This window comes from Oleiphilus messinensis (assembly GCF_002162375.1).
Lineage (GTDB): Bacteria > Pseudomonadota > Gammaproteobacteria > Pseudomonadales > Oleiphilaceae > Oleiphilus > Oleiphilus messinensis.
This window is the reverse complement of the sequence record NZ_CP021425.1, coordinates 1506378-1526336: the sequence shown is the minus strand read 5'-3', so window position 1 is coordinate 1526336 and position 19959 is coordinate 1506378. Positions and strand designations below refer to the sequence as shown.

The 19959-nt window shown below is 49.9% G+C and carries 12 protein-coding genes; 8 read left to right on the top strand and 4 right to left on the bottom strand.

All coding sequences use genetic code 11. The features are described 5' to 3' along the window. Positions 1-39: 39 nt before the first annotated feature. The 3 genes from OLMES_RS06620 to OLMES_RS06610 all read left to right on the top strand — a co-directional run bounded on the left by OLMES_RS06620 (position 40) and on the right by OLMES_RS06610 (position 6215). Positions 40-1299 (top strand): MgtC/SapB family protein, encoded by a 1260-nt coding sequence (locus tag OLMES_RS06620; RefSeq protein ID WP_087460538.1) that lies wholly within the window; start codon positions 40-42, stop codon positions 1297-1299. A 283-nt stretch (positions 1300-1582) separates the two neighbouring features. Continuing rightward, entirely contained in the window at positions 1583-5239 is a 3657-nt protein-coding gene (locus OLMES_RS06615) for a hybrid sensor histidine kinase/response regulator (protein WP_087460537.1), read from the top strand. Positions 5240-5285: 46 nt separating this feature from the next. Next, positions 5286-6215 (top strand): GGDEF domain-containing response regulator, encoded by a 930-nt coding sequence (locus tag OLMES_RS06610; RefSeq protein WP_198343246.1) that lies wholly within the window; start codon positions 5286-5288, stop codon positions 6213-6215. Here OLMES_RS06610 and recQ read toward each other — a convergent pair. Next, positions 6197-8008 (bottom strand): DNA helicase RecQ, encoded by a 1812-nt coding sequence (gene recQ, locus OLMES_RS06605; protein ID WP_198343357.1) that lies wholly within the window; start codon positions 8006-8008, stop codon positions 6197-6199. The two genes, OLMES_RS06610 and recQ, sit on opposite strands and share 19 nt — an antisense overlap. A 72-nt stretch (positions 8009-8080) precedes the next feature. Then, entirely contained in the window at positions 8081-9553 is a 1473-nt protein-coding gene (gene qhpG / locus OLMES_RS06600) for a flavin-dependent monooxygenase QhpG (protein ID WP_087460535.1), read from the bottom strand. A gap of 157 nt (positions 9554-9710) precedes the next feature. Between qhpG and OLMES_RS06595 the strand changes: the two genes are divergently transcribed. Genes OLMES_RS06595 through OLMES_RS06585 form a run of 3 tightly spaced genes read left to right on the top strand, consistent with a single transcriptional unit; the run spans position 9711 to position 14825 of the window. After that, the gene (locus OLMES_RS06595) at positions 9711-11171 is read left to right on the top strand and encodes a ferritin-like domain-containing protein (RefSeq protein WP_087460534.1); all 1461 of its coding nucleotides are present in this window, start codon (positions 9711-9713) and stop codon (positions 11169-11171) included. Next, positions 11168-13462, top strand: a complete 2295-nt coding sequence (locus OLMES_RS06590; protein WP_087460533.1) for a S1 domain-containing protein — start codon at positions 11168-11170, stop codon at positions 13460-13462. The genes OLMES_RS06595 and OLMES_RS06590 overlap by 4 nt, the downstream gene beginning before the upstream one ends. Then, entirely contained in the window at positions 13443-14825 is a 1383-nt protein-coding gene (locus OLMES_RS06585) for a radical SAM/SPASM domain-containing protein (protein ID WP_087460532.1), read from the top strand. The genes OLMES_RS06590 and OLMES_RS06585 overlap by 20 nt, the downstream gene beginning before the upstream one ends. Positions 14826-14891: 66 nt before the next feature. Here the strand turns inward: OLMES_RS06585 and OLMES_RS06580 are convergent, their stop codons facing one another. Further along, positions 14892-15809 (bottom strand): DUF6160 family protein, encoded by a 918-nt coding sequence (locus OLMES_RS06580; protein WP_087460531.1) that lies wholly within the window; start codon positions 15807-15809, stop codon positions 14892-14894. A gap of 307 nt (positions 15810-16116) precedes the next feature. On the opposite strand from OLMES_RS06580, the gene OLMES_RS06575 reads away from it, so the two are divergent. Beyond that, complete coding sequence (locus OLMES_RS06575; RefSeq protein WP_087460530.1) at positions 16117-18417, top strand: CdiA family toxin C-terminal domain-containing protein; 2301 nt, start codon at positions 16117-16119, stop codon at positions 18415-18417. A gap of 30 nt (positions 18418-18447) precedes the next feature. Then, positions 18448-18777, top strand: a complete 330-nt coding sequence (locus OLMES_RS06570) for a hypothetical protein (protein WP_157678191.1) — start codon at positions 18448-18450, stop codon at positions 18775-18777. A 223-nt stretch (positions 18778-19000) separates the two neighbouring features. Here the strand turns inward: OLMES_RS06570 and OLMES_RS06565 are convergent, their stop codons facing one another. Continuing rightward, complete coding sequence (locus OLMES_RS06565) at positions 19001-19957, bottom strand: IS5 family transposase (RefSeq protein ID WP_087460528.1); 957 nt, start codon at positions 19955-19957, stop codon at positions 19001-19003. Positions 19958-19959: the final 2 nt, after the last annotated feature.

The window sequence follows — 19959 nt, the reverse complement described above, 5'->3', positions numbered from 1 at the left end:
TCTCCGAGAACATGACCCTTTAATGGACTTTATAGCGACATGGACCTGCAAACAAACGACTTGATCGGCCTCAGCATAGCATTGGCACTCGGCCTGCTCATCGGCATTCAACGCGGTTGGACATTACGCAATAAAGCCGCTGGCGAGCGGGTCGCGGGGGTGCGAACCTATACTCTGGTCGGCCTGCTGGGCGGTGTTTGTGCCATGTTGAGTCGATCCTACGGTCAGTGGATTGTGATTGCCACGCTCCTGGGGTTAGCCGCAGTGATCTGCACAGCCTATTATCGCAGCAAAAGCCAGAGTAATGACCTCAGTATCACCAGCTTGATCGGCACGTTGCTGACGTTCCTGTTCGGGGTATTGGCCGTTGAGGGCTATTGGACTACTGCAGCCTGCACAGCAGTGATAACCGCACTCATTCTGGACAACAAGCAAGAGATACACGGTTTACTCACCAAACTTCAGGATAACGAACTGGATGCAGCCCTGAAACTGTTGTTAATTTCAGTGGTCATGCTCTCATTGCTGCCAAATGAAGGGTTTGGCCCCTGGCAGGCCTTCAATCCCTATGAAATATGGTGGATGGTGGTGCTCATCGCCAGCATCTCGTTCATCGGTTACTTCGCGGTACGCATTGGCGGCGCTTCCCGGGGAATATTATTTACCAGCCTGTTTGCCGGTTTGAGTTCTTCAACCGCCCTCACCCTGCACTATGCCAAAATGGCAAAAGACAATCCGAATCACAGCAACCTGCTGGCGAGCGGCATTCTTGCAGCATGCGGAACCATGTTCCCCCGACTGCTTATCGTCTGCACGTTAATCAATAACGAACTGGGCAATGCCTTACTCATTCCGGGTATCGCCATGATGATACTCACCTATATTCCTGCGCTGTACATGTGGATAAATTTTAAAGCACCGTTAAATGATGCGGTCGAACTGAAACAAAATCCTCTGGAAATGCTCGCCGCACTTGGTTTTGCCATCGTATTACTGGTTATCATCCTGCTTTCACACCTGTTAAATGAAACGTTTGGAGATACAGGCATCTATATTCTGGCGATGATCTCCGGCATCACCGATGTGGATGCGATCAATCTCACCCTCTCACGCCAGGCGGGTAATTCAATAACCCTCGAAACAGCGACCATCGCAATACTCATAGCAGCAGCGGTGAATAGCGTCGTTAAAGCCTTCATGGCCGGGTTATTCAGTGGTCGAAACCTGTTTAAACCGGTAACACTGCCATTGACTATTGCTGTCGCGGGCGGCCTGAGCGTTGCACTGTTATTATCTTGATACCGGGTATCAGCCTTGACTTGCGCGTATTGTTCCGGATTGTGTGTGCTCGTTCACGAACAGGTTCAATGTCGCCATCAGTCTGTACACATAAGGTTAAACAGGTCATGGCAATTCAACACAACGACTCCTATACTAAAAACTCATTGATTCTACCAATTGCTTCGGGTAGTGCGGTTGCACTGTCGATCAGGACAGCGTAAAAGAGTGGTAGAGCACAATATGGATTTTAAGTCACTTTAACGAACGGAAATCGTCAAATCGCTCCGTGAAATCTACCGCTATGATAAAAAAAACAAGTCACTTTTTTTCAGCATCACTTGCTGCCTCCACGCTCCTCCAGTTTGCAATCCGGATAACGATTGTGGTTCTCGTTGTTACCGGAATCAGTTACTGGCATATTTTCAGTAGCCTGAAAGAACAAACTTACGATGGGCTGAAAAACTATATTTCGGAACGCGGGCAGAAAGAGAGCGCCATTTTCAGTTTGGCAGAGGATAACCACCAGACCGCCAAAATCGCGTTTAGCGAGTTCTGGTTAGCAAACCAGGATCAGCCAGCGACGGGCTTTAATCGAATATTTGAACCCTTCCCGGACGGCACCACCCGAATCCCGCAGGCCGTGTTTGATGGTGTCGACCGGGGTGATGGCAGTCGCAGTCACTCCATATCCGGATTCGTCGGCCCCGGCGCCCCGGTACAGGAAAATGAATTCCGGCAACGTCTGTTGATGTCATATTGGCTCATCTCCCGGTTTGGCGAAGCTTGGGGGAACCGCTTTCCAAACTTTTACATCACCATGCCGGAAAATGTTGTGATTGGTTACTGGCCAGGGCTTCCATGGGGTTTGCATGCGGAAGCTGACTTTAATATAACGACTGAAGAATGGTTTTATGTCGCGGACAAAACCCATAATCCCGAACGAGAATCGGTCTGGACGGGACTTTACTATGATCACACTGTCGATGAGTGGATGGTCTCCTGTATCACGCCGGTAGATCAGGATAACCGCTATCTGCTCAACCTCGGCCACGATATCTTGCTCAACAGTCTATTCGAACGAACCTTTAATGATCGCCTGGAAGGCACCTATAATTTTATTTTTCGAAATGACGGTCGCCTGATTGCCCACCCGGAACAGACCGAAGCGCTGCGTAAGGCTTCAGGCCAACTGTTTATTCGAGACGTTGATGACCCCGAACTCAACGACATGCACACACAGATCAAAGCGGCGTTAGTCGATAATCCGGATCAGGTGTTTCTTCTGAATGACCAGACCAACGGCAATATCCTTGCGATTGCCCCCATCAATGGCCCCGACTGGTACTTTGTCACAGTCTATCCCAAGACACTCCTGACATCGGTGGCGCTCAAAACAGCTCACTTCATCCTCTGGCTCGGACTGATCTCCCTCGCAGTAGAGATGATTATGCTGTATCTGGTTTTCCGGAAAAAAGTGATTTCCCCGCTGACCGTGTTTTCACGCGCTTCTGATGCAATCACCAGTGGTAATTATCACCTTACAGAGGTGGAGGGGATGAACGGGGCGCTGAACCAGCATAATGAAGTCGGTTTCCTTGCGCGAACACTGGAGCGCATGGCGACTGAGTTGTTGAGCTACCACGAGGAACTGGAACGCAAGGTCGCCGAACGCACTGAAGAGCTGCACCTTGCAACAGAGGAAGCGAAAAAAGCCGATCGGGCCAAATCCGATTTTCTGGCACGGATGAGCCACGAAATCAGAACTCCTATGAATGCCATTCTGGGGATGACCCGCTTGGCGCTGAAATCTGAACTCTCCACCAAGCAAAGGGGTTACATTGAAAAAATTCAAATATCCTCTGACATGCTGATGGGTATTATCAATGACATTCTGGACTTCTCAAAAATTGCTGCCGGAAAACTGTCACTGGAAAAAATCCCCTTCAATTTACACGAAGTTCTGGACAATATTTCCCATGTTATTTCGTTAAAAGTCGACACCAAGGGCTTGGAATTCATTTACCACATGGACCCCAATGTACCGGAAGAGCTTGAAGGCGATCCGTTACGTTTAGGTCAGGTTCTCATAAATCTCGCAAACAACGCAGTAAAATTCACAGAAAGCGGTGAAGTCATCATTTCCGTTAGTATGCTTAACCGCACGGAAGACAGTGTCGAGCTTTGTTTTTCAGTGAAAGATACGGGTATCGGCATCTCGAAGCGGGATCTGCAAAATCTGTTTTCACCTTTCACCCAGGCCGATGGTTCCGTGACCCGAAAATATGGTGGTACCGGTTTGGGGCTGGCAATTTGCAGCCAGTTGGTTGAAATGATGGATGGACGAATCCACGTTGAAAGTCTTCCCGGTCAGGGCAGTGAATTTATTTTTACCTCGCAATTTGGCTTGGCACATCCAGAAGAATCCATCAGACAATTCCCTCTTGAAATGGGTAACATCAAAGTTCTGGTTGTTGATGACAATGAAACCGCCCGAACCATTCTGATCAATCAGATTGAGTCCTTTGGCCTAAGGGTTGAAGAGGCTGCCAGTGGGCGGGAAGCCATTAACAAACTCGAAGCGGCCGCCCACCGGGGTCATCCATTCAGGTTGATTCTGATGGATTGGAAAATGCCGGAAATGAACGGAATCGAAACCACCCGGCGCATCAAAAACATTCAGGGTCTGGGGGCGTTGCCCAAGATACTCATGGTTACGGCATTTGGCCGCGAAGAAGTCATGCATCTGGCGGAAGGCGCGGGGCTTGACGGTTTCCTGATCAAACCGGTCAATGCATCCATCTTGTTCAATACCATTAACAGCGTACTCACCACCGGTGAAATTAAAAACAACCTTAAAGACGGGATGCCTTCGGGGCCATCAAGCAAACATGGCCTGGATGACATCAAGGGGGCACGTATACTGCTGGTAGAAGACAATGCACTGAATCGCGAGGTGGCGTTGTCATTCCTTGAGGACAGCGGTGTCATTGTTGATATTGCCGAAAATGGTGTAGTGGCAATTGAAATGATCAAAACACAACCCTACGAGTTGGTCTTGATGGACGTGCAAATGCCGGAAATGGATGGCTTAACCGCTACCCGGATTATAAGAAGCGATAGCCGGTTTGCACAGCTACCGATTATTGCGATGACCGCCCATGCGATGTCCGGCGACCGGGAAAAAAGCCTGGATGCGGGTATGAATGATCACCTGGTGAAGCCCGTTGACCCGGATCAACTGAACCGTTTAATGGCAAAATGGATCGAAACCGAACAGATTAAACCAAATACCGGTGAAAAACCGGCATTGACCAACGAGGCCCGGCCAAACCTGCCGAAAAGGCTACCGGGCATTGATATTGAAGGCGCAATCGCAAGCACCCGAAACAATCATCGCTTGCTGCTCAATTTGTTGCAAAACTTCTATACAAACTATCACAGACTTCCAGACAATCTCGCCGGATTCCTGGAACAGAACGAAAAGCCCGAAGAAGAGTGCACACTTACCCCCACGAAAATCGCCGACTTGGCACACACCATCAAACCGCTCGCGATCTACTTCTGCGCTTACCGGCTGGCCGAGACGGCAAAGGAGATTGAACACGTTATTCGCTCCAATGTTGCGGACTTTAGTGTCCAACTGATCGAGTTTATCGCGGCCCTTCGTGAAGTCACGGAAGGCTTGGCTAATTTGCCAGACCCGAAGCCGAGCCCGGATACCAGCTCACTTCCCGACAAAAACAAAGGACTCTCCATTCTTAAACAGATGAAATTACTGCTGCAAGCCGACGATGCCAGCGCAGAAAACCTGCTACGAGAACTTTACATCTGTCTGCCGGAACCGGAATACCTGCCCTATCTGGAGAAACTGGAATTTTATATCGAGGATGTTGAGTATGGCTCTGCTTTGACTATCATTAAAGCGATAACCGAAGCACTCGCAGAGAAGGTTACCTGACCAGGCAACCCTGCAGAGTGAACTGAACCCACGAATTTTTCCAATCATGGATGAGCTTCTCGCTATGAATATCGCAAAAGCGACCAAGCAAAAAGTGCTCATCGCCGACGATGAACGATCTAACCGAAAAGTATTGGCTGATATTCTGCAAGCCGATTACACGGTCATACTGGCCAAAAACGGGCAGCAAGTTATGGAACGCGCAATTCAGCACCGCCCTGACCTGATTCTGCTCGATATTATCATGCCGGAACAAAATGGCTATGAAATCATCTGTGACCTCAAAGCTCACGCCGTAACCAGCAGCATACCCGTGATATTTATCAGCGCACTGGATTCTGTAGATGATGAAGAGAAAGGCCTGCTACTGGGGGCATCGGATTATATTACCAAACCTTTCAGGCACACATTGGTCAAAGCCCGTATCGACAACCATATGCAAATGGTTTGTCAACGCAAACTGCTGGAGGATTTAGTCAATCTCGATGGCTTGACCAATATAGCCAATCGCCGCTGTTTCGAAGAAGCTTTACTCACGGAGTGGCAGCGAGCACAGCGCAGTGGCCTGCCCATTTCGTTAGCCATGATTGATGTGGACCACTTCAAACAATACAACGATAACTACGGTCACGGTGGTGGTGATTCTGTGTTACGCATCGTCGCAAAAACCTTGCGCAACAATCTTAATCGTCCCAGTGACAATGTTGCCCGCTATGGCGGAGAAGAGTTTGTCGTGCTCCTTCCCGATACCGACCAGACAGGTGCGGCGCAATTACTGAATGAGTTAAGAGCTAAAATCGAAAAACTGGTAATCCCACATGCATTCTCCCCCACCAGCCAATACATTACCGTAAGTGCCGGGGGCGCAACTCTGATTGCAGAACGAGAATCTGATGCATTTTCTCTCGTCGAATTGGCGGACAACTCCCTGTACAAAGCCAAAAATCAGGGGCGCAATCAGGTCATCTGGAGCTGATCGAGAAAAGCCTGGCCATAGCGTTCCAGCTTGGCCTGTCCAACTCCGGATAACTGCGCCATATCCTCCAGGCTCTGCGGGCGATGCTCGATCATCAGGGCCAATGTCTTATCATGGAAAATCACGTACGGTGGCACGCCATGCTCAGTTGCAAGACGTTTTCGACAAGCCCGCAGCGCTTCCCATAATGGCTGATCCTGGGGCGCAATATCCATTTTTTCGCGGGTACCACTACCTGTTTTTTTCTCGGAGCTCATGTATTCGGCTTTGATCAGATCTTTGCGCAATTGAAGTCTGACCTCGCCCCGTAATAGCGGTCTGGCCGACTCATCCAGTCGTATTGCACCAAATCGGTCAGCATCAATATGGACAAATCCGTGTACCAAAAGCTGTCGTAATACGGACTGCCAATCTGGCAAGGCCCGCTCCTGTCCGATACCAAAGGTACTGAGGCGATCATGGCCATTTTGAGTGACCTTTTCAGTCACTTTGCCCATCAAGGTGTCCAGTACATGTCCTGCACCAAAGCGTTGTCCGGTGCGATAGATTGCGGACAATAATTTCTGGGCGGCTTCGGTACCGTCCCACATTTCCGGTGGATTCAGGCAAATATCACAGTTTCCACAATGATCCGGTGCGGCTTGATCAAAGTACGCCAAGAGCGCCTGGCGTCGGCAGCGTGCAACTTCACACCACCCCAATAACCCATTTAACTTTTGACGCTCAAATCGTTTCATTTGGTCGTTCAGACCCGATTGATCCACCATCTGAGCCAATCTCACAACATCCTGAAGCCCATAGATCATCCATGCTTCTGCAGGCTCACCATCACGCCCCGCCCGGCCCGTCTCCTGATAATAGGCTTCGATGCTCTTGGGTAGATCCAGATGGGCTACAAAACGAACATTCGGCTTGTCGATCCCCATGCCAAAAGCGATAGTTGCAACCATGATCACCCCGTCTTCATTCAAAAAACGGTGTTGGTGCTCCGCCCTCATGTCCGCGGGCAGTCCTGCATGATAGGGCAATGCGGTATAGCCTTGCTGAACCAGCCATTGTGCCGTTTTTTCCACTTTCTGCCGGGACAGGCAATAAACGATGCCCGCATCACCTGGAAAACGATCCAGAAAATTCAGCAACTGTCGACGGGCATTGGCCCTTGGCATCACACTGTAGCGAATGTTCGGACGATCAAATCCGCCGACCAGTGTCGTGGGCTCATGCAACTGCAGGCGCTGTGCGATATCTTCGCGAGTACGTTGATCCGCTGTTGCCGTCAGCGCTGCCACGGGTACATCCGGAAAGTGATCCTTAAGCACACCCAATGCCAGATAGTCCTGACGAAAATCATGTCCCCACTGGGACACACAATGGGCTTCATCAATCGCAAACAGGGCTACGCGAAAAGACTTGAACTGCTCTAGTGTTGCAGACTGCAATAAACGCTCAGGGGCGATATAAAGCAGTTTAATCTGTTGGGTTTGCAGGGCATGCAACACATCCTGCTGCGCCTGAGGTGGCAACGTTGAATTCAAAAAAGCAGCGGGTACACCCAATTGTTGCAAGGCCGAAACCTGATCCTGCATCAACGCAATCAACGGCGACACAACAATGCCCACCCCCTCTCGCAATAGGGCGGGTATCTGGTAACACATCGACTTACCGCCGCCGGTCGGCATGATAACCAAGGTATCACGACCGTTTAGCAGGCTTTCGATAGCGTGCGGCTGTTCGCCTCGAAAATCATCATATCCATATAATTCACGCAACAGGGCGCGAGCTTGATCCATCATCGTTTTGCTCATTCAATTCAACTTTCTATTGTATCGGTTAAGCCACAGTATACTCACCAGCCCTCACCCGCATCAAACCGGAACAAGAATATGATGCCGCCACAACCACAAGACAATATCCAGACTCTTTTGCAAGGGCATCCAATTGGTCCAGCGACGAACTATCATACCCAAGTGCTCGCCAGCAACGACAGTTGCCAATAATGGCACCAGTTCCACTTGTTCTAGAAATGCCACCGGTCTGGGCAATGCTGGATGGGCAGCTGCAGCTCGCTCTGTAATCACATTCTGGCTAATAACGGGAGTCGGTTCAATTACAAGCCAGTCACTCAATTTGACAGCAACATCGAAGCTCAGAGGGGTATTATTGGGTTCGGCAAACCTTGGATCTTCCTTATGCCCTGTATCAGGGAGAATGCTCACCGGATAGTGAGCCCGTTGCCGCCAGAATTCTGAATCTTCAACGACATTCTGATCGGCATACATCGCCTTGGACCACTGCATGTTTCGCTGGGCGGTCTCTGTTTGTCTCGCTTCGAAAAACTGTTTAGCCTGATCCCGCGCTTCCGGCTTTTGCAACAAGGTGTGCACGACAATTGCCCCTTGAATTGCAGAGTTCATGGCCGTTTGCACACCTTGGGAAGAAAGTGGATCAATGGCCAACCCGGCTTCGCCGACGCGAATAAAATCATCTCCGACACTCTGCTCGGCAATATAGCTTGAGGCATTACAGGCGACAACCGGCCCAAGGCATTTAGAACCAAACCTATGCAACAACCGGGATTCTGCCAGTTTTTCGAGATACAGTCTGGTGATCGCCTCATGCTTGCGCTCATCGCGCTGAATCTGTAATGAGTTTGCACTCACAAACACGGCTTTGTTTATCCGACCATCGGGAAGAACAGCCCCCCAAAACCAGGCATTATTACCCGCTTCAATTCTGGACTCGATGGAATGCTCCCGGCCTGGTGACCAGTAACCATAGAGCGCCAGTGTTGGTGTCGAAAGGCGCCGCATCCGACCGCTTACCAGTGATTTTAAAACGCCCTTCTTGCCGGATGCATCGACCAGAAACCGGGCGCGAAGTTCACTTCGTTTTGAGTCACGATGATGTGTACCTTCAACGGAAAAAGTAACCATCCAATGGTTTTCTTCCAATTTAGTGATCGATTCAATTTGAACCGGTTGCATGACCTGTACGCCGCATTGCACGGCCTCATCGAGTAAAATCGCATCATACTTGGCCCGACAAACTTGAAACCCCGGCTCGCCCGCTTGATTCCGCAATTCATCCGTGCCCGTGGACCAGACTACCCGGGCGCGGGAAGGTCGCAAAAAACCGGCATTTTCGATCCGGGATCTCAATCCGATACTGTCCAAAACGGGCAAGATTCCCGGTGGCAATGACTCGCCCACTTTATTTCGGGGAAAACGGCTCTTTTCCAGTAGACACACCCGATAACCATACCGGGCCAGTTGACGGGCAATCGTCGATCCGGCGGGCCCACCACCTATAACAACGATATCGCATTCAGAATTATCCAAATTTTATATTCCATTCCATATTGAACACAACCACCAAATTTTTTCGTTATTTTCTTGCCCAAAATACAGGCCTCTTCTACGGTTAATTATTAACCATTCATCGCATCCATATAAAAACGTGGGGCGGCAAAAACCAAGCCTAGCCAAGGAACTCACAATGCATTCGAGATTGATCCAGAATCTGGAGACATTCCCTTTCGCCGAACACCTTCATGACAGTCAACTCGGAAAACCCAGCGCCTTTACATGGCGTGATTACCTGCTGATGTTGCTGAAGATTGATGCCGGTATTGAGCATGCACTCATGGTGCAGTACCTTTATGCTGCGTACTCCCTTGGAGGCAGTCAGGTCCCGGAAGACAAACGAAAAATGGTCCGGAAATGGCAGCAAACGATATTGAGTATAGCCAAAGAGGAAATGGGCCACCTGATCACGGTTCAAAACGTTATCACTTGCCTGGGGGGGTCGATCAGTCTTGATCGTGAAGACTATCCGTGGGATCACAAGTTCTATCCATTCCCGTTCGAGCTGGAACCCCTGACGCTGGATTCTCTGGCCAAGTACGTCTACACCGAAGCGCCAATCGGCTGGGGTGAAAAGGATGATCAGGATGAAGTATTGCAACGATTGCAAAAGCGCCCGATCCCCCCAAACCCGAATGTCAATTCGGTCGCGGCGCTCTTCAAAGTGATTCTGGCCATCCTCAAAGATCCGAATAAATTATCTGACGACGACTTTCAGGCAGATACCTTCAGCCAACAGGCAAGCTGGGGGGCCTGGGCCTGTAACCACGGCGAGGTTTCCGGTCTGGATGCCCCTTTTCACCTGGCACCAGACAACCCTCCATCCCCTAAACCTGCGCATACCTGCCCAACGACAGCGGATGTCATTGTCGTCCCGGTCTCCAACCGTGATGAAGTTATCGATGCTCTGGAACAAATCGCTGAACAGGGCGAAGCAGCCCACTCCAGTGATGAGCAATCCCATTTCCGGCGTTTTTTGCGTATCTACCGGGAGTTTAAGGCACACTTTCCTAATGGCCTGCAACCTGCCCGCAACCTGCCGATCAACCCCACTACATTCCACGATGAGGGCAAGGTGAGTGGCGACTCATACAGAAAGACCACAACCATTACCCACCCCGAATCCATAAAATGGGCCGACCTGTTCAACCTGCGCTACCGACTGCTTCTGACCTACTTATCCCACTCATTTCGCCTGGCCAGAGCACTCAACCCAAACAAGTCACCGGGTAACTATCAATCTGTATTGCACCGTGCCTTCTGCGAAATGTATAACCTGAAGGCTATTTCCGGCATATTGGTTCGTCAGCCTCTACACGAAAATCCCGCCCCTGATACTCCATTTCAACCTGCGGGCCCGCCCTTTCAAATGCCTTACAACGTGGAACTACCGGAAAACGCAATCAGTTGCTGGTTACAGTACCGGGATATTCTTCATGCCTGCAAGGATTTACGTGAGCAGTTGCTGAAACACGAACTGCCAGAACAGGATCGAGACTATCTCTACGCACTCAACAACGCCGATCAAGATTGTGAAAAGTGGTTGGCCACCGTACTGGAAGCGGCCCGGACCGAAAGGAGCATGAACGCATGAAAATTAAATCACTGAGCTTACTGCCGACACTGGCAATTGGTCGATTGGGCTCCGCGCAGGAACCACTGGATAACTACGAGATTGTAACCGACCCGGAAGCCCCTCTGGATTTTCGCAAAGTACAGCGCGCAGAAACACTCTTGGTGGACACGGAATCCGGTGCAATAACAGGCAAACTGCCACCCAGCGAACAACCGCCGGAATTTAAAAGCGGCGATAAAATCCGTCCGGTCGCGCCATTCATCGAAGCCTTCGTTGCCCTCAAGAACGATCAGGATCACAAGTACCTTGAACCGCTGACCCAAGATATTCTGGAGCAATTCGGCTTAACCCCTCGCTGGCATATTGAAGCGGGCAACTTCAAAGTGTTTCGCCGCACCAACGATCCCGATGATAAAGTCATCGCACATCTGGACGGTGTTACGGATCACTGCACACACCTGCTGCAGGGTCGCTGCGCCCACTTCATCAATGATGATCATGGCCAACCAAAATACATACCCTTTGGCCATATCCAGTTTCTGCGCCCAACCTGTGAATTCCCTGAAATTCGGCTGCGTTTCACGCCCGGTAAAGGGCTCGTCTACGGGAGTACCCCTTTGCCCGACGATCCCGATATCGAAATCCCTCAGGAAATGGGTGGCCCTGCATATTCGGATATTGATATCCCCCCGGAACGAACCGTTTACGACAGCCACAGAGGCAACTGGAACGGTAAATACCGGGACGATCAGGCAACGCTGAATACCTTGGCTCAAGGATTATATGCCGCCTACGGAAAGGCCCCTTACTTCAACTATTATGAAAACCCGCAACCGGCAAGGGGTTACCTCGATGATGCTTGTGACGGCATCGTGACTCTGGAACTGGTTGATGACGAAGGTACGGTGCACTTTAATGCAAAAGCACGCTTTTGTGCTGCCCCCCCTATTTTTGCCCCCGACTCCGAGTTTGTCAGAACAATTGAAGATGACTTAAAGCAAGTTTTACTGGGACCCAAAGTAGAGCAACCCGGTGATGTTGCCTTGCAGGAAGCCAAGAATATCGTTCGCCGAGCATACGAAACGGTTCGCTTCATGAACCTTTCTGTCTTGAATGGCGATACTCAAAACGGGCGCCCCAATCGGGCTGACACCATGTCGGGCAACGATTCAGAGGACCTGAACCGACCGCTCGATCCGATAATGACAGAACATACTATTGATACGCTCTCTATTACGGCGCTGCATCAGCAACTCTACACCACACTAAGCGGCGGTGTGCCCCCTTGGTTCCACGACTTGTTGCGCATGCCGGACGAAGTGGCAGATCTTACGACCAAAGGCCGGCGGAAAATGCCGGCGATGATGTCCGGTGCCGATGCCCGTTATCTGGCCTTGACCTATCGCCAGCTCAATACGATCAAACATGCGGGCCGGGGTTATATGTTCGAAACCCCTCCGACACCGGAAGACACGGGACTTACCCCCATGAATCTGACCGCTCAATTACATTATCGGGGTACCGGGAATCCGGCCAACACTCATATTTCATCTTCTGTAGGCAACTGTTGTCCGGGTCTCGAGCTGGACTTTCGCAGCGTGTGGAAGCGCGCCTTCGAAGGCATTACACTGGTGGAGCACGACAATTATGTTCTCGAAACCAGCCCCGAATATGAACACCTCCTGGGCCATCGACTATTGAGTATCGACATCCCGAATGAAGACGGTGAGATCGAGACCCGTGCTGTTGTGGTTCAGGCCATTGGCCCGTCTCCAGATGGCAGCACAGTTGGCCCATTGGGCACCGATGACAACCCGGATGGCGTGGTCAATCTGGAATGGTCGAATACCCTCTCGGCCATCTGGAAACACAAAGGCCAGTATTTGACCTGTCGGTTTACCAAAGAAAAAATGCTCGAAAATCAAGTTCTGGCTGATATCCCGGAAGATCAGACCATCACCGCGCAATTAAAAGTACGAGACTTTTTTGAATCGGACTCCACCATGATTTCCGAGGCGCTGGCCAGTCCCGGCGAACTCACACAGGGGCTGTGCTCCCCCTGGCAGAATGATTTTCGTGAGTGCGTCTGTTACTACTGGGCATCCAGTCGCCCCGATTACGTTAACGTCGAACCCGCTGACAACGGGGGCAGCCGGGGGGATAACTGGATGCAGAAAAAACGCACCGGAAATTATGTTGTCGACGACTACAAAGACAACAGGCTCATCAACTATCAGGAACTTTTCACCGAATGGGAATCTCTATTGCAATTCCAGTTAGGAGGACGGGATGTCCCTGATAAGTCGTGAGACCGATAATCCGGCATTGCAACTGGCCCGGCACTATATGCTGGGTTCTCGACCGCAATCGAAATATTTACATGCCTGGCATCCGGGAAACCAGCCTGACGCTGCCGGACAGTTACTCGTGGTGAATGGGAGTCAGCTATTTACGACGACGCCCGAACTTGAACGGAAAATTGAAACTGCACTGGCACAGGGTACAGAGTCGCAATTGCTGTCCGAGCTGGGACTAAGAAGCACTCCGTTGATCGATGACGAAGCACCGGAAGACATACCGTTGCATGCCATTTCGTTAGCGATCGCCCAAAAATGCAATTTGGGATGTACATACTGCTATGCCCAACAAGGGGATTTCGGGAGTGCGCCCAAAAATATGAGTGCGGAAATTGCACAGACTGCGGTGGATCAATTACTCGCACAAACTCCGGAGGGTGGAAAAGCCAATATTGCCTTTATGGGCGGCGAGCCACTGGTAAATCGCAGCACCTTGCGAGCGACAACAAACTACGCGCAAAGTCGGGCGAAAGTAAAAAATATCACACTCGGTTTCTCGATTACGACCAATGGCACGCTGCTGACGGAATCAGACAGTGATTTTTTCGAAGCCAACGGATTTGCTGTCACCATCAGCCTGGATGGTATCGGTGCCACCCATGACCGCTTGCGCCCGTACAAAGGTGGACAAGGGAGCTTCGATAAAATCATGGCCCGAGTACAGCCTCTATTGAAACATCAGGACAAGATGCAGGTAACGGCCCGTGTAACTGTTACACCGCAAAACCTGACGTTGAAACCGGTTCTGGAAGCCTTGCTTGAGGCCGGATTTTACACCGTAGGCTTCTCGCCTATGCTCAGTGCGCCCAACGGCAGCTCGGAAATGGGTGTGCTTGAATTGGAAATAATGCTCGCCGAGATGATTGCCTGTGGTGATACGTTTGAAGCGCATGCCAGACAGGGTAAGTTTTACGGGTTCGCAAATTTGCTGAACGCCATGCGAGAAATCGGCAAAGGTACACACCGCCCCTACCCCTGTGGTGCCGGTGCAGGGTACATGGGTGTTTCTGCGACTGGTGAGTTGTATGCCTGTCATCGCTTTGTCGACGATGCCCCCGGCCTGCTGGGTGACGTGGTCGGTGGCGTTGACCACGAGCGCCAATCAACCTGGCTCACCAACCGCCATGTGCACAAACAATCCCCCTGCAACACTTGCTGGGCACGCTACCAATGCGGTGGCGGTTGTCATCATGAAGCGATGGGCCGTGGCAGACCAGCCTGTGATTTCGTGCGTGGCTGGCTACAGTACTGCATGGAAGTCTACGGCAGGCTCTCCGCTGAACCACAGTCGCAAGCAAGCCCAGCTTTAGTGTAATCCTGACCACAGCAGGAGGCACCGTTTGTGGTGCCTCTGCTTTCTAGAGCGCTTAATAGCCGTAGATTAGTGCCCGTAGATCACGGTTTCCGCACTCAAGCGAAAATCAGTGGTGTAGACGTTACCAATCGCAGGCTGTGAACCGTAAGTGATATTAGTGGAATCCATATCTCCAGAAAGATCCTGAATATTCAACGCAAGTGCGTCTGCACCGCCCGATGTCACCCCTTGAGATATCTGCAATTGGGCATGGGCATAGGATTCTGCCCCAACCTCAATCCGATCCGCGCCGCGACTGTTATGCAGCCTGAAGTTCTCACGGGAATTCAGGAGCGGTCTGACAACCTCGCCCTGATTATTGAAGTAGGCATTGATATTCACACCGGAATTATCGTTTTTGACCACAATATCAACCAAACCGATCTTACCGGTCATTTTCATGTCTTGCATTAGCACGGTTGCACCGCCGGCATCAATCTCAGATTGAATATCGCCCAGATTACTGACGTAACCCGATCCCGCCAAGGCTACTTTGGAGATGCCCATTCCAAAGTCAATAGTCGACCCGGATTTTGGCCTCAGAGAGATGACCAAATCACCGTTTCCAACGGCAACTGCCGTCTCATTCGCAGATCCAGTGACCGTCGCCCCCAGGTCCGCCAGCCCCAGATTGGCAGCACCCAGCCCCGGAGTAGCGCCAGCTACATCGACATGCAGTACGATATCATCTAAATAATTTGAACTGTTATCGGCACCATCAAATAGCGTATCACCACCGATTTCAACGCCGGAAATCGAGATAAAGCCTTCATCCTGGTAGGCTACTTCACCGATTGACACACTCGCCTGATTCAATTCAATGGTAATACCCGCCTGGCCGGTCAGGGTCCCCAGGGTATTATCATCCAATGTTTGTAATTCAGCATGTGCGCCCAAAGGGATCATACAGGCCAATGCGAGCGCTGTTTTGCGACTTCTGATCACGTTACTCTCCTCGGATTAATATTATTTTGGAAGTGTTAACCAGTGATCTCTCTGAACCTCGCCATGTAAAGCAGGCGCTATAATCGTTATCCGGCCATTGTATTGTGTACACTTGTACAATTCTGAGACTCAGATTACAGAACAAACAATCCGATCACGATTGGCTGAACAATCAGATGACGTTCCGCATTCCCGGAGACGCGAGATTCTGATCCAATTCCTTGCCAATTGCATAATGCGCTTTATAATCTCACCCTTGCCAAAGTGACTTGGCCCAACCGAATGGATTAGCAGCAAAGGAAATAAAATGCACCCTACAGTGGAAGTAGTGTATCTCGACACCGTTTATTATCTGTTCCCGCCTTCGGCTCAATTTCTCCAACAAAAGGGCATTCCCGGGCTCTGCATTGTTTCCGATGTTCAGGAGGGTTTGACGTTTCTCGATTCAGTCACCTTCAAATTCGGCAGCGAAGATCAGCTCCACGAATTGCTGCACAACCATTCCGGCACACCCACCTCCCGTAGTGCACTATTCCAGACAATTGCCGAGGCAATGGTCGACGGTCGCATTACTATTATTCGAGCAGGTGGATATGACCTTTGGCAGCATGCACAGACCGAGCTCAACTGCGGCCAGAGCGCACGGGTTGATGCGTTTAAAGAAACCAAGGGCTTTGCAGTACTTTCCCATTTTCAAAAAAATCCGAACACCCTCGCGCCCGATGACTACAACAGTACACTCTGTGAAGGCGAAGATTTACTTCTGGATTATCAGGAAGAACAACTGGGCCAAGGGCGAAGCGTAGGGCCACTACTCGGGGGTGGCAGCGGCTTTCCATTCCGGGCCGCCATGTTCAACGGTACATTGCTGGATAAAGTCAGCTATGGCAGCTTATTACGGCAACGAGCGATTAGAGTCGATGCCCAACAGCGCAAAGCCGTCCGCCGAACCTGGGACAAATCGGGAGCTGGCAATGGTTCTACTAATACACAAAGTGCAACGTCCTCGACCAGCAGTGCAGCATCTGCTACATCATCGCGAACAGACATGTTGGCCAACCGGCATACCCGTTTTGTCGATGAACTGAAAAGCGAACAAGCTCAGAGTGAAAACAACCAAGCGACCAACGCCTCAGAAACAAACTCAGACACTGAAAAACATACACTCGATCTGTTTTGCGAGCGGCAAGATGCCAAACCCGCATCCGGCCTGCCTTTCAAGGTAACCTTCCTGAACGATGGCTCCGAACAGTCGGGAACCCTGGACAGCCAGGGCAGCTACCATATGGATGGCCTGGAACCCGGCGCAGTGGCGGTGGAATTTGGCGAAGCGCCTGATGATGGCGCAATAGCGGCAACTCGAGCACAAATCACCAGCGCACTCGCCGAAGTCATAGCAGAAGAAAAGGCCGAAGCGGCTGAATATGAAGCCAAGTTCGCGAACATGAACCCGTTGGAAAAAGCTATCGTCGTCGAAGCTCACGCCGAAAAGGGATTTTTCAACGCCGGTGTCGGCTTGGTCATGTTCGCCTATGATGTGGTCAAAGCGGCTCATCCCTTATCCATGCTCAACAAAGCCTACGGCGCGGCTAAAGCGGCTTATACAACGGAAGATGAAGACTGGATCGGGATCTTTGTCGATAACTATCAACAAGCCAATCATGAGGACTTGATTAACGTTTTAGGCTTTGATCCGGCGCAAATCAGTCGTGAACAGATGGCTGAAGCCTTTGAAATCGCCAGCCTGATCTACGAAGACGCAGAAACCCAAGCCATCCTCAAAGACTTTGCCTCTGAATATGCCGCCAGTCAACACACTTTGGAGTGGGCAGAATTTGCCGGGGGTGCTGCGTTTGAGATTGTGCTAGGGGCAGTCCTGGCCGCCGCGACCGGCGGTGCTGGTACTGCCGCAGTGGCGGCGTCCAAAGCCCGCATGATGAAATCCCTGGCCAAACTGCAACCCTTATTCAAAAAACTGGCTACTCAGCTCAAAGGCAAGTATCGCTTCAAGCAGAAATCGGGGCAAACCAATAGTTTTATTAAGGTTAAGTTAGAAAAACCAAATATGGTTGAAGTTCCGTCGGCAAAAGAAATCACCGATGGCGAGACTGTTGTTGAAGTTTCAGGGCAACCGCCAAAAAAAGAATTGGCACACTCAATAGAAGCCTTCGAAATAACAGTATCTCCAAATGCAAAGAATCACCTTGCCAATTATGATGGGTTCGAACGACCTAAAGGAATAAAGGGTGCACACAACGAGTCTCAGTTTTTAGATGCAACAAAAAAACATGCAGATGATTTGGAGATAATTGATTCGCAACCAGTCCAAGAAGGGATTACTCAGTACAGATATGGGTATAAAAAACAGGATCGGGCGGGGAACTATACCGGTGAGATAAAAGAGTATAAGATGCCGAAAACCGTATATGACCCCAAAATATATTCTGACGATGAAATGTATTCGATCGGTTTAAAAGCTGCAAAAAAAGAATATCAAAGTGCCATAACAGAGGGAAAAACTGCCTACACTGCCGAGCAAAACGGGATAACATTCAGGGTATATCTCGACAGAGCATCTAAAGAAATAACAAACTTTCACCCTAAATAAATGGCATTTATTCAAGAGATAAAACAACATATGAAATTTCAAACCTGCTTAGAAAATATCGGTCTGACTCAAGACGAAAAAGAAATTATTGATGCATGCTTGCAAGCTCTTTCATTGGAAGTGTCTGAGTACACTAGCATATTAAATGATCTCGCTAGCATGGAAAGCTCTGGAATTGATGTAGCTTGCATTTATTTGGACAATGACTCTGATGACTGTATTTGTCAAAAATTTGAGGGAGTTTGCTTTACTTACCTTGACGAGTACGCCACCGTATCACGACCTAAAGCAAATCATATCCTCAATCGAAGTATAGAAATACTCGATCTTGAATTGGACTGGAAGGGTATTCAAGCGTAGTTGTTCAAAGATAATTATTTCACCGGCTTAATATTTTCACAAAAGCAGCAATGATACATCGCTCAGAAAAACTGACAAACCTCTTACCTAAGGAAGGCCTGATTAATCAGCCATATTTATAGACGAAGCCCACTTTCGGCAAATCTCGTCAAAATCAGCGGGTCTTCTTCCTGATTTGCCACCTTATGTGGCCGTTACGCGCCTACAAGGCGCAACTTGCCTGTTAAACTGGCTGCAAATGCCTTTTGGCAAGCACAATATTCGCCAACGCACATTTTGTAAATACCGCATGTGCGTTCTTATCCAACCCTTTGTATCTCACTTTTTTGTAACCAAACTGGCCTTTCAGCACGCCAAATACATGCTCAACACGAGACCGTATTTTCGATTTGAATCGGTTTGACGATCTTTCCTGATCTGAAAGCGGCCTGTTGCGATACGCCTTTCTCTGAGTGAAATCTTTGGCATTGGGAGCTCGCTCTTTAAGCACTTCCTTTAGGCCAGCGTAAGCAGAATCCCCCCATAATCGAGTTTCATCTCCGTGAAGTAAATCTTCCAGCACCTGAGAGTCATGAACATTTGCAGGTGTCACGACAACCGAATGAATCAGCTTGGTTTTGCTGTCCACACCAATGTGTGCTTTCATGCCAAAATACCACTGGTTGCCTTTCCTAGTCTGCTTCATTTCCGGGTCGCGTTGTTTGTCTTTGTTCTTGGTTGAGCTTGGTGCGTTGATAATGCTGGCGTCAACTATCGTGCCTCGTGATACCTTTAAACCATTCTCCTCCAAATAAACATTCACTAAACGAAACAGCTCACCACCAAGATTATGCCTCTCCATCAAATGGCGAAACTTACAGATAGTCGTTTCATCTGGCACAGGTTCCTTGCCCAAATCTATCCCAACAAAAAGACGCATTGCTCTTGAGTCATAGAGTGCTTCTTCTGCACCGGGATCCGACAACTCAAACCAATGCTGGAGGAAATGAATACGAAGCATACGTTCCAAACCGACTGGCTTGCGTCCTGCGCCTTTCGGAGGTTTTGGATAATAGGGTTTTATTGCGTCACTCAATTCCTTCCACGGAATGATTTGATTCATTTCATCAAGGAAAATCTCTTTTCGGGTTTTCTTTCGGTAAACCTCAAACCCTGTCGCTTCCAGACTCTGTTGTTTCATGT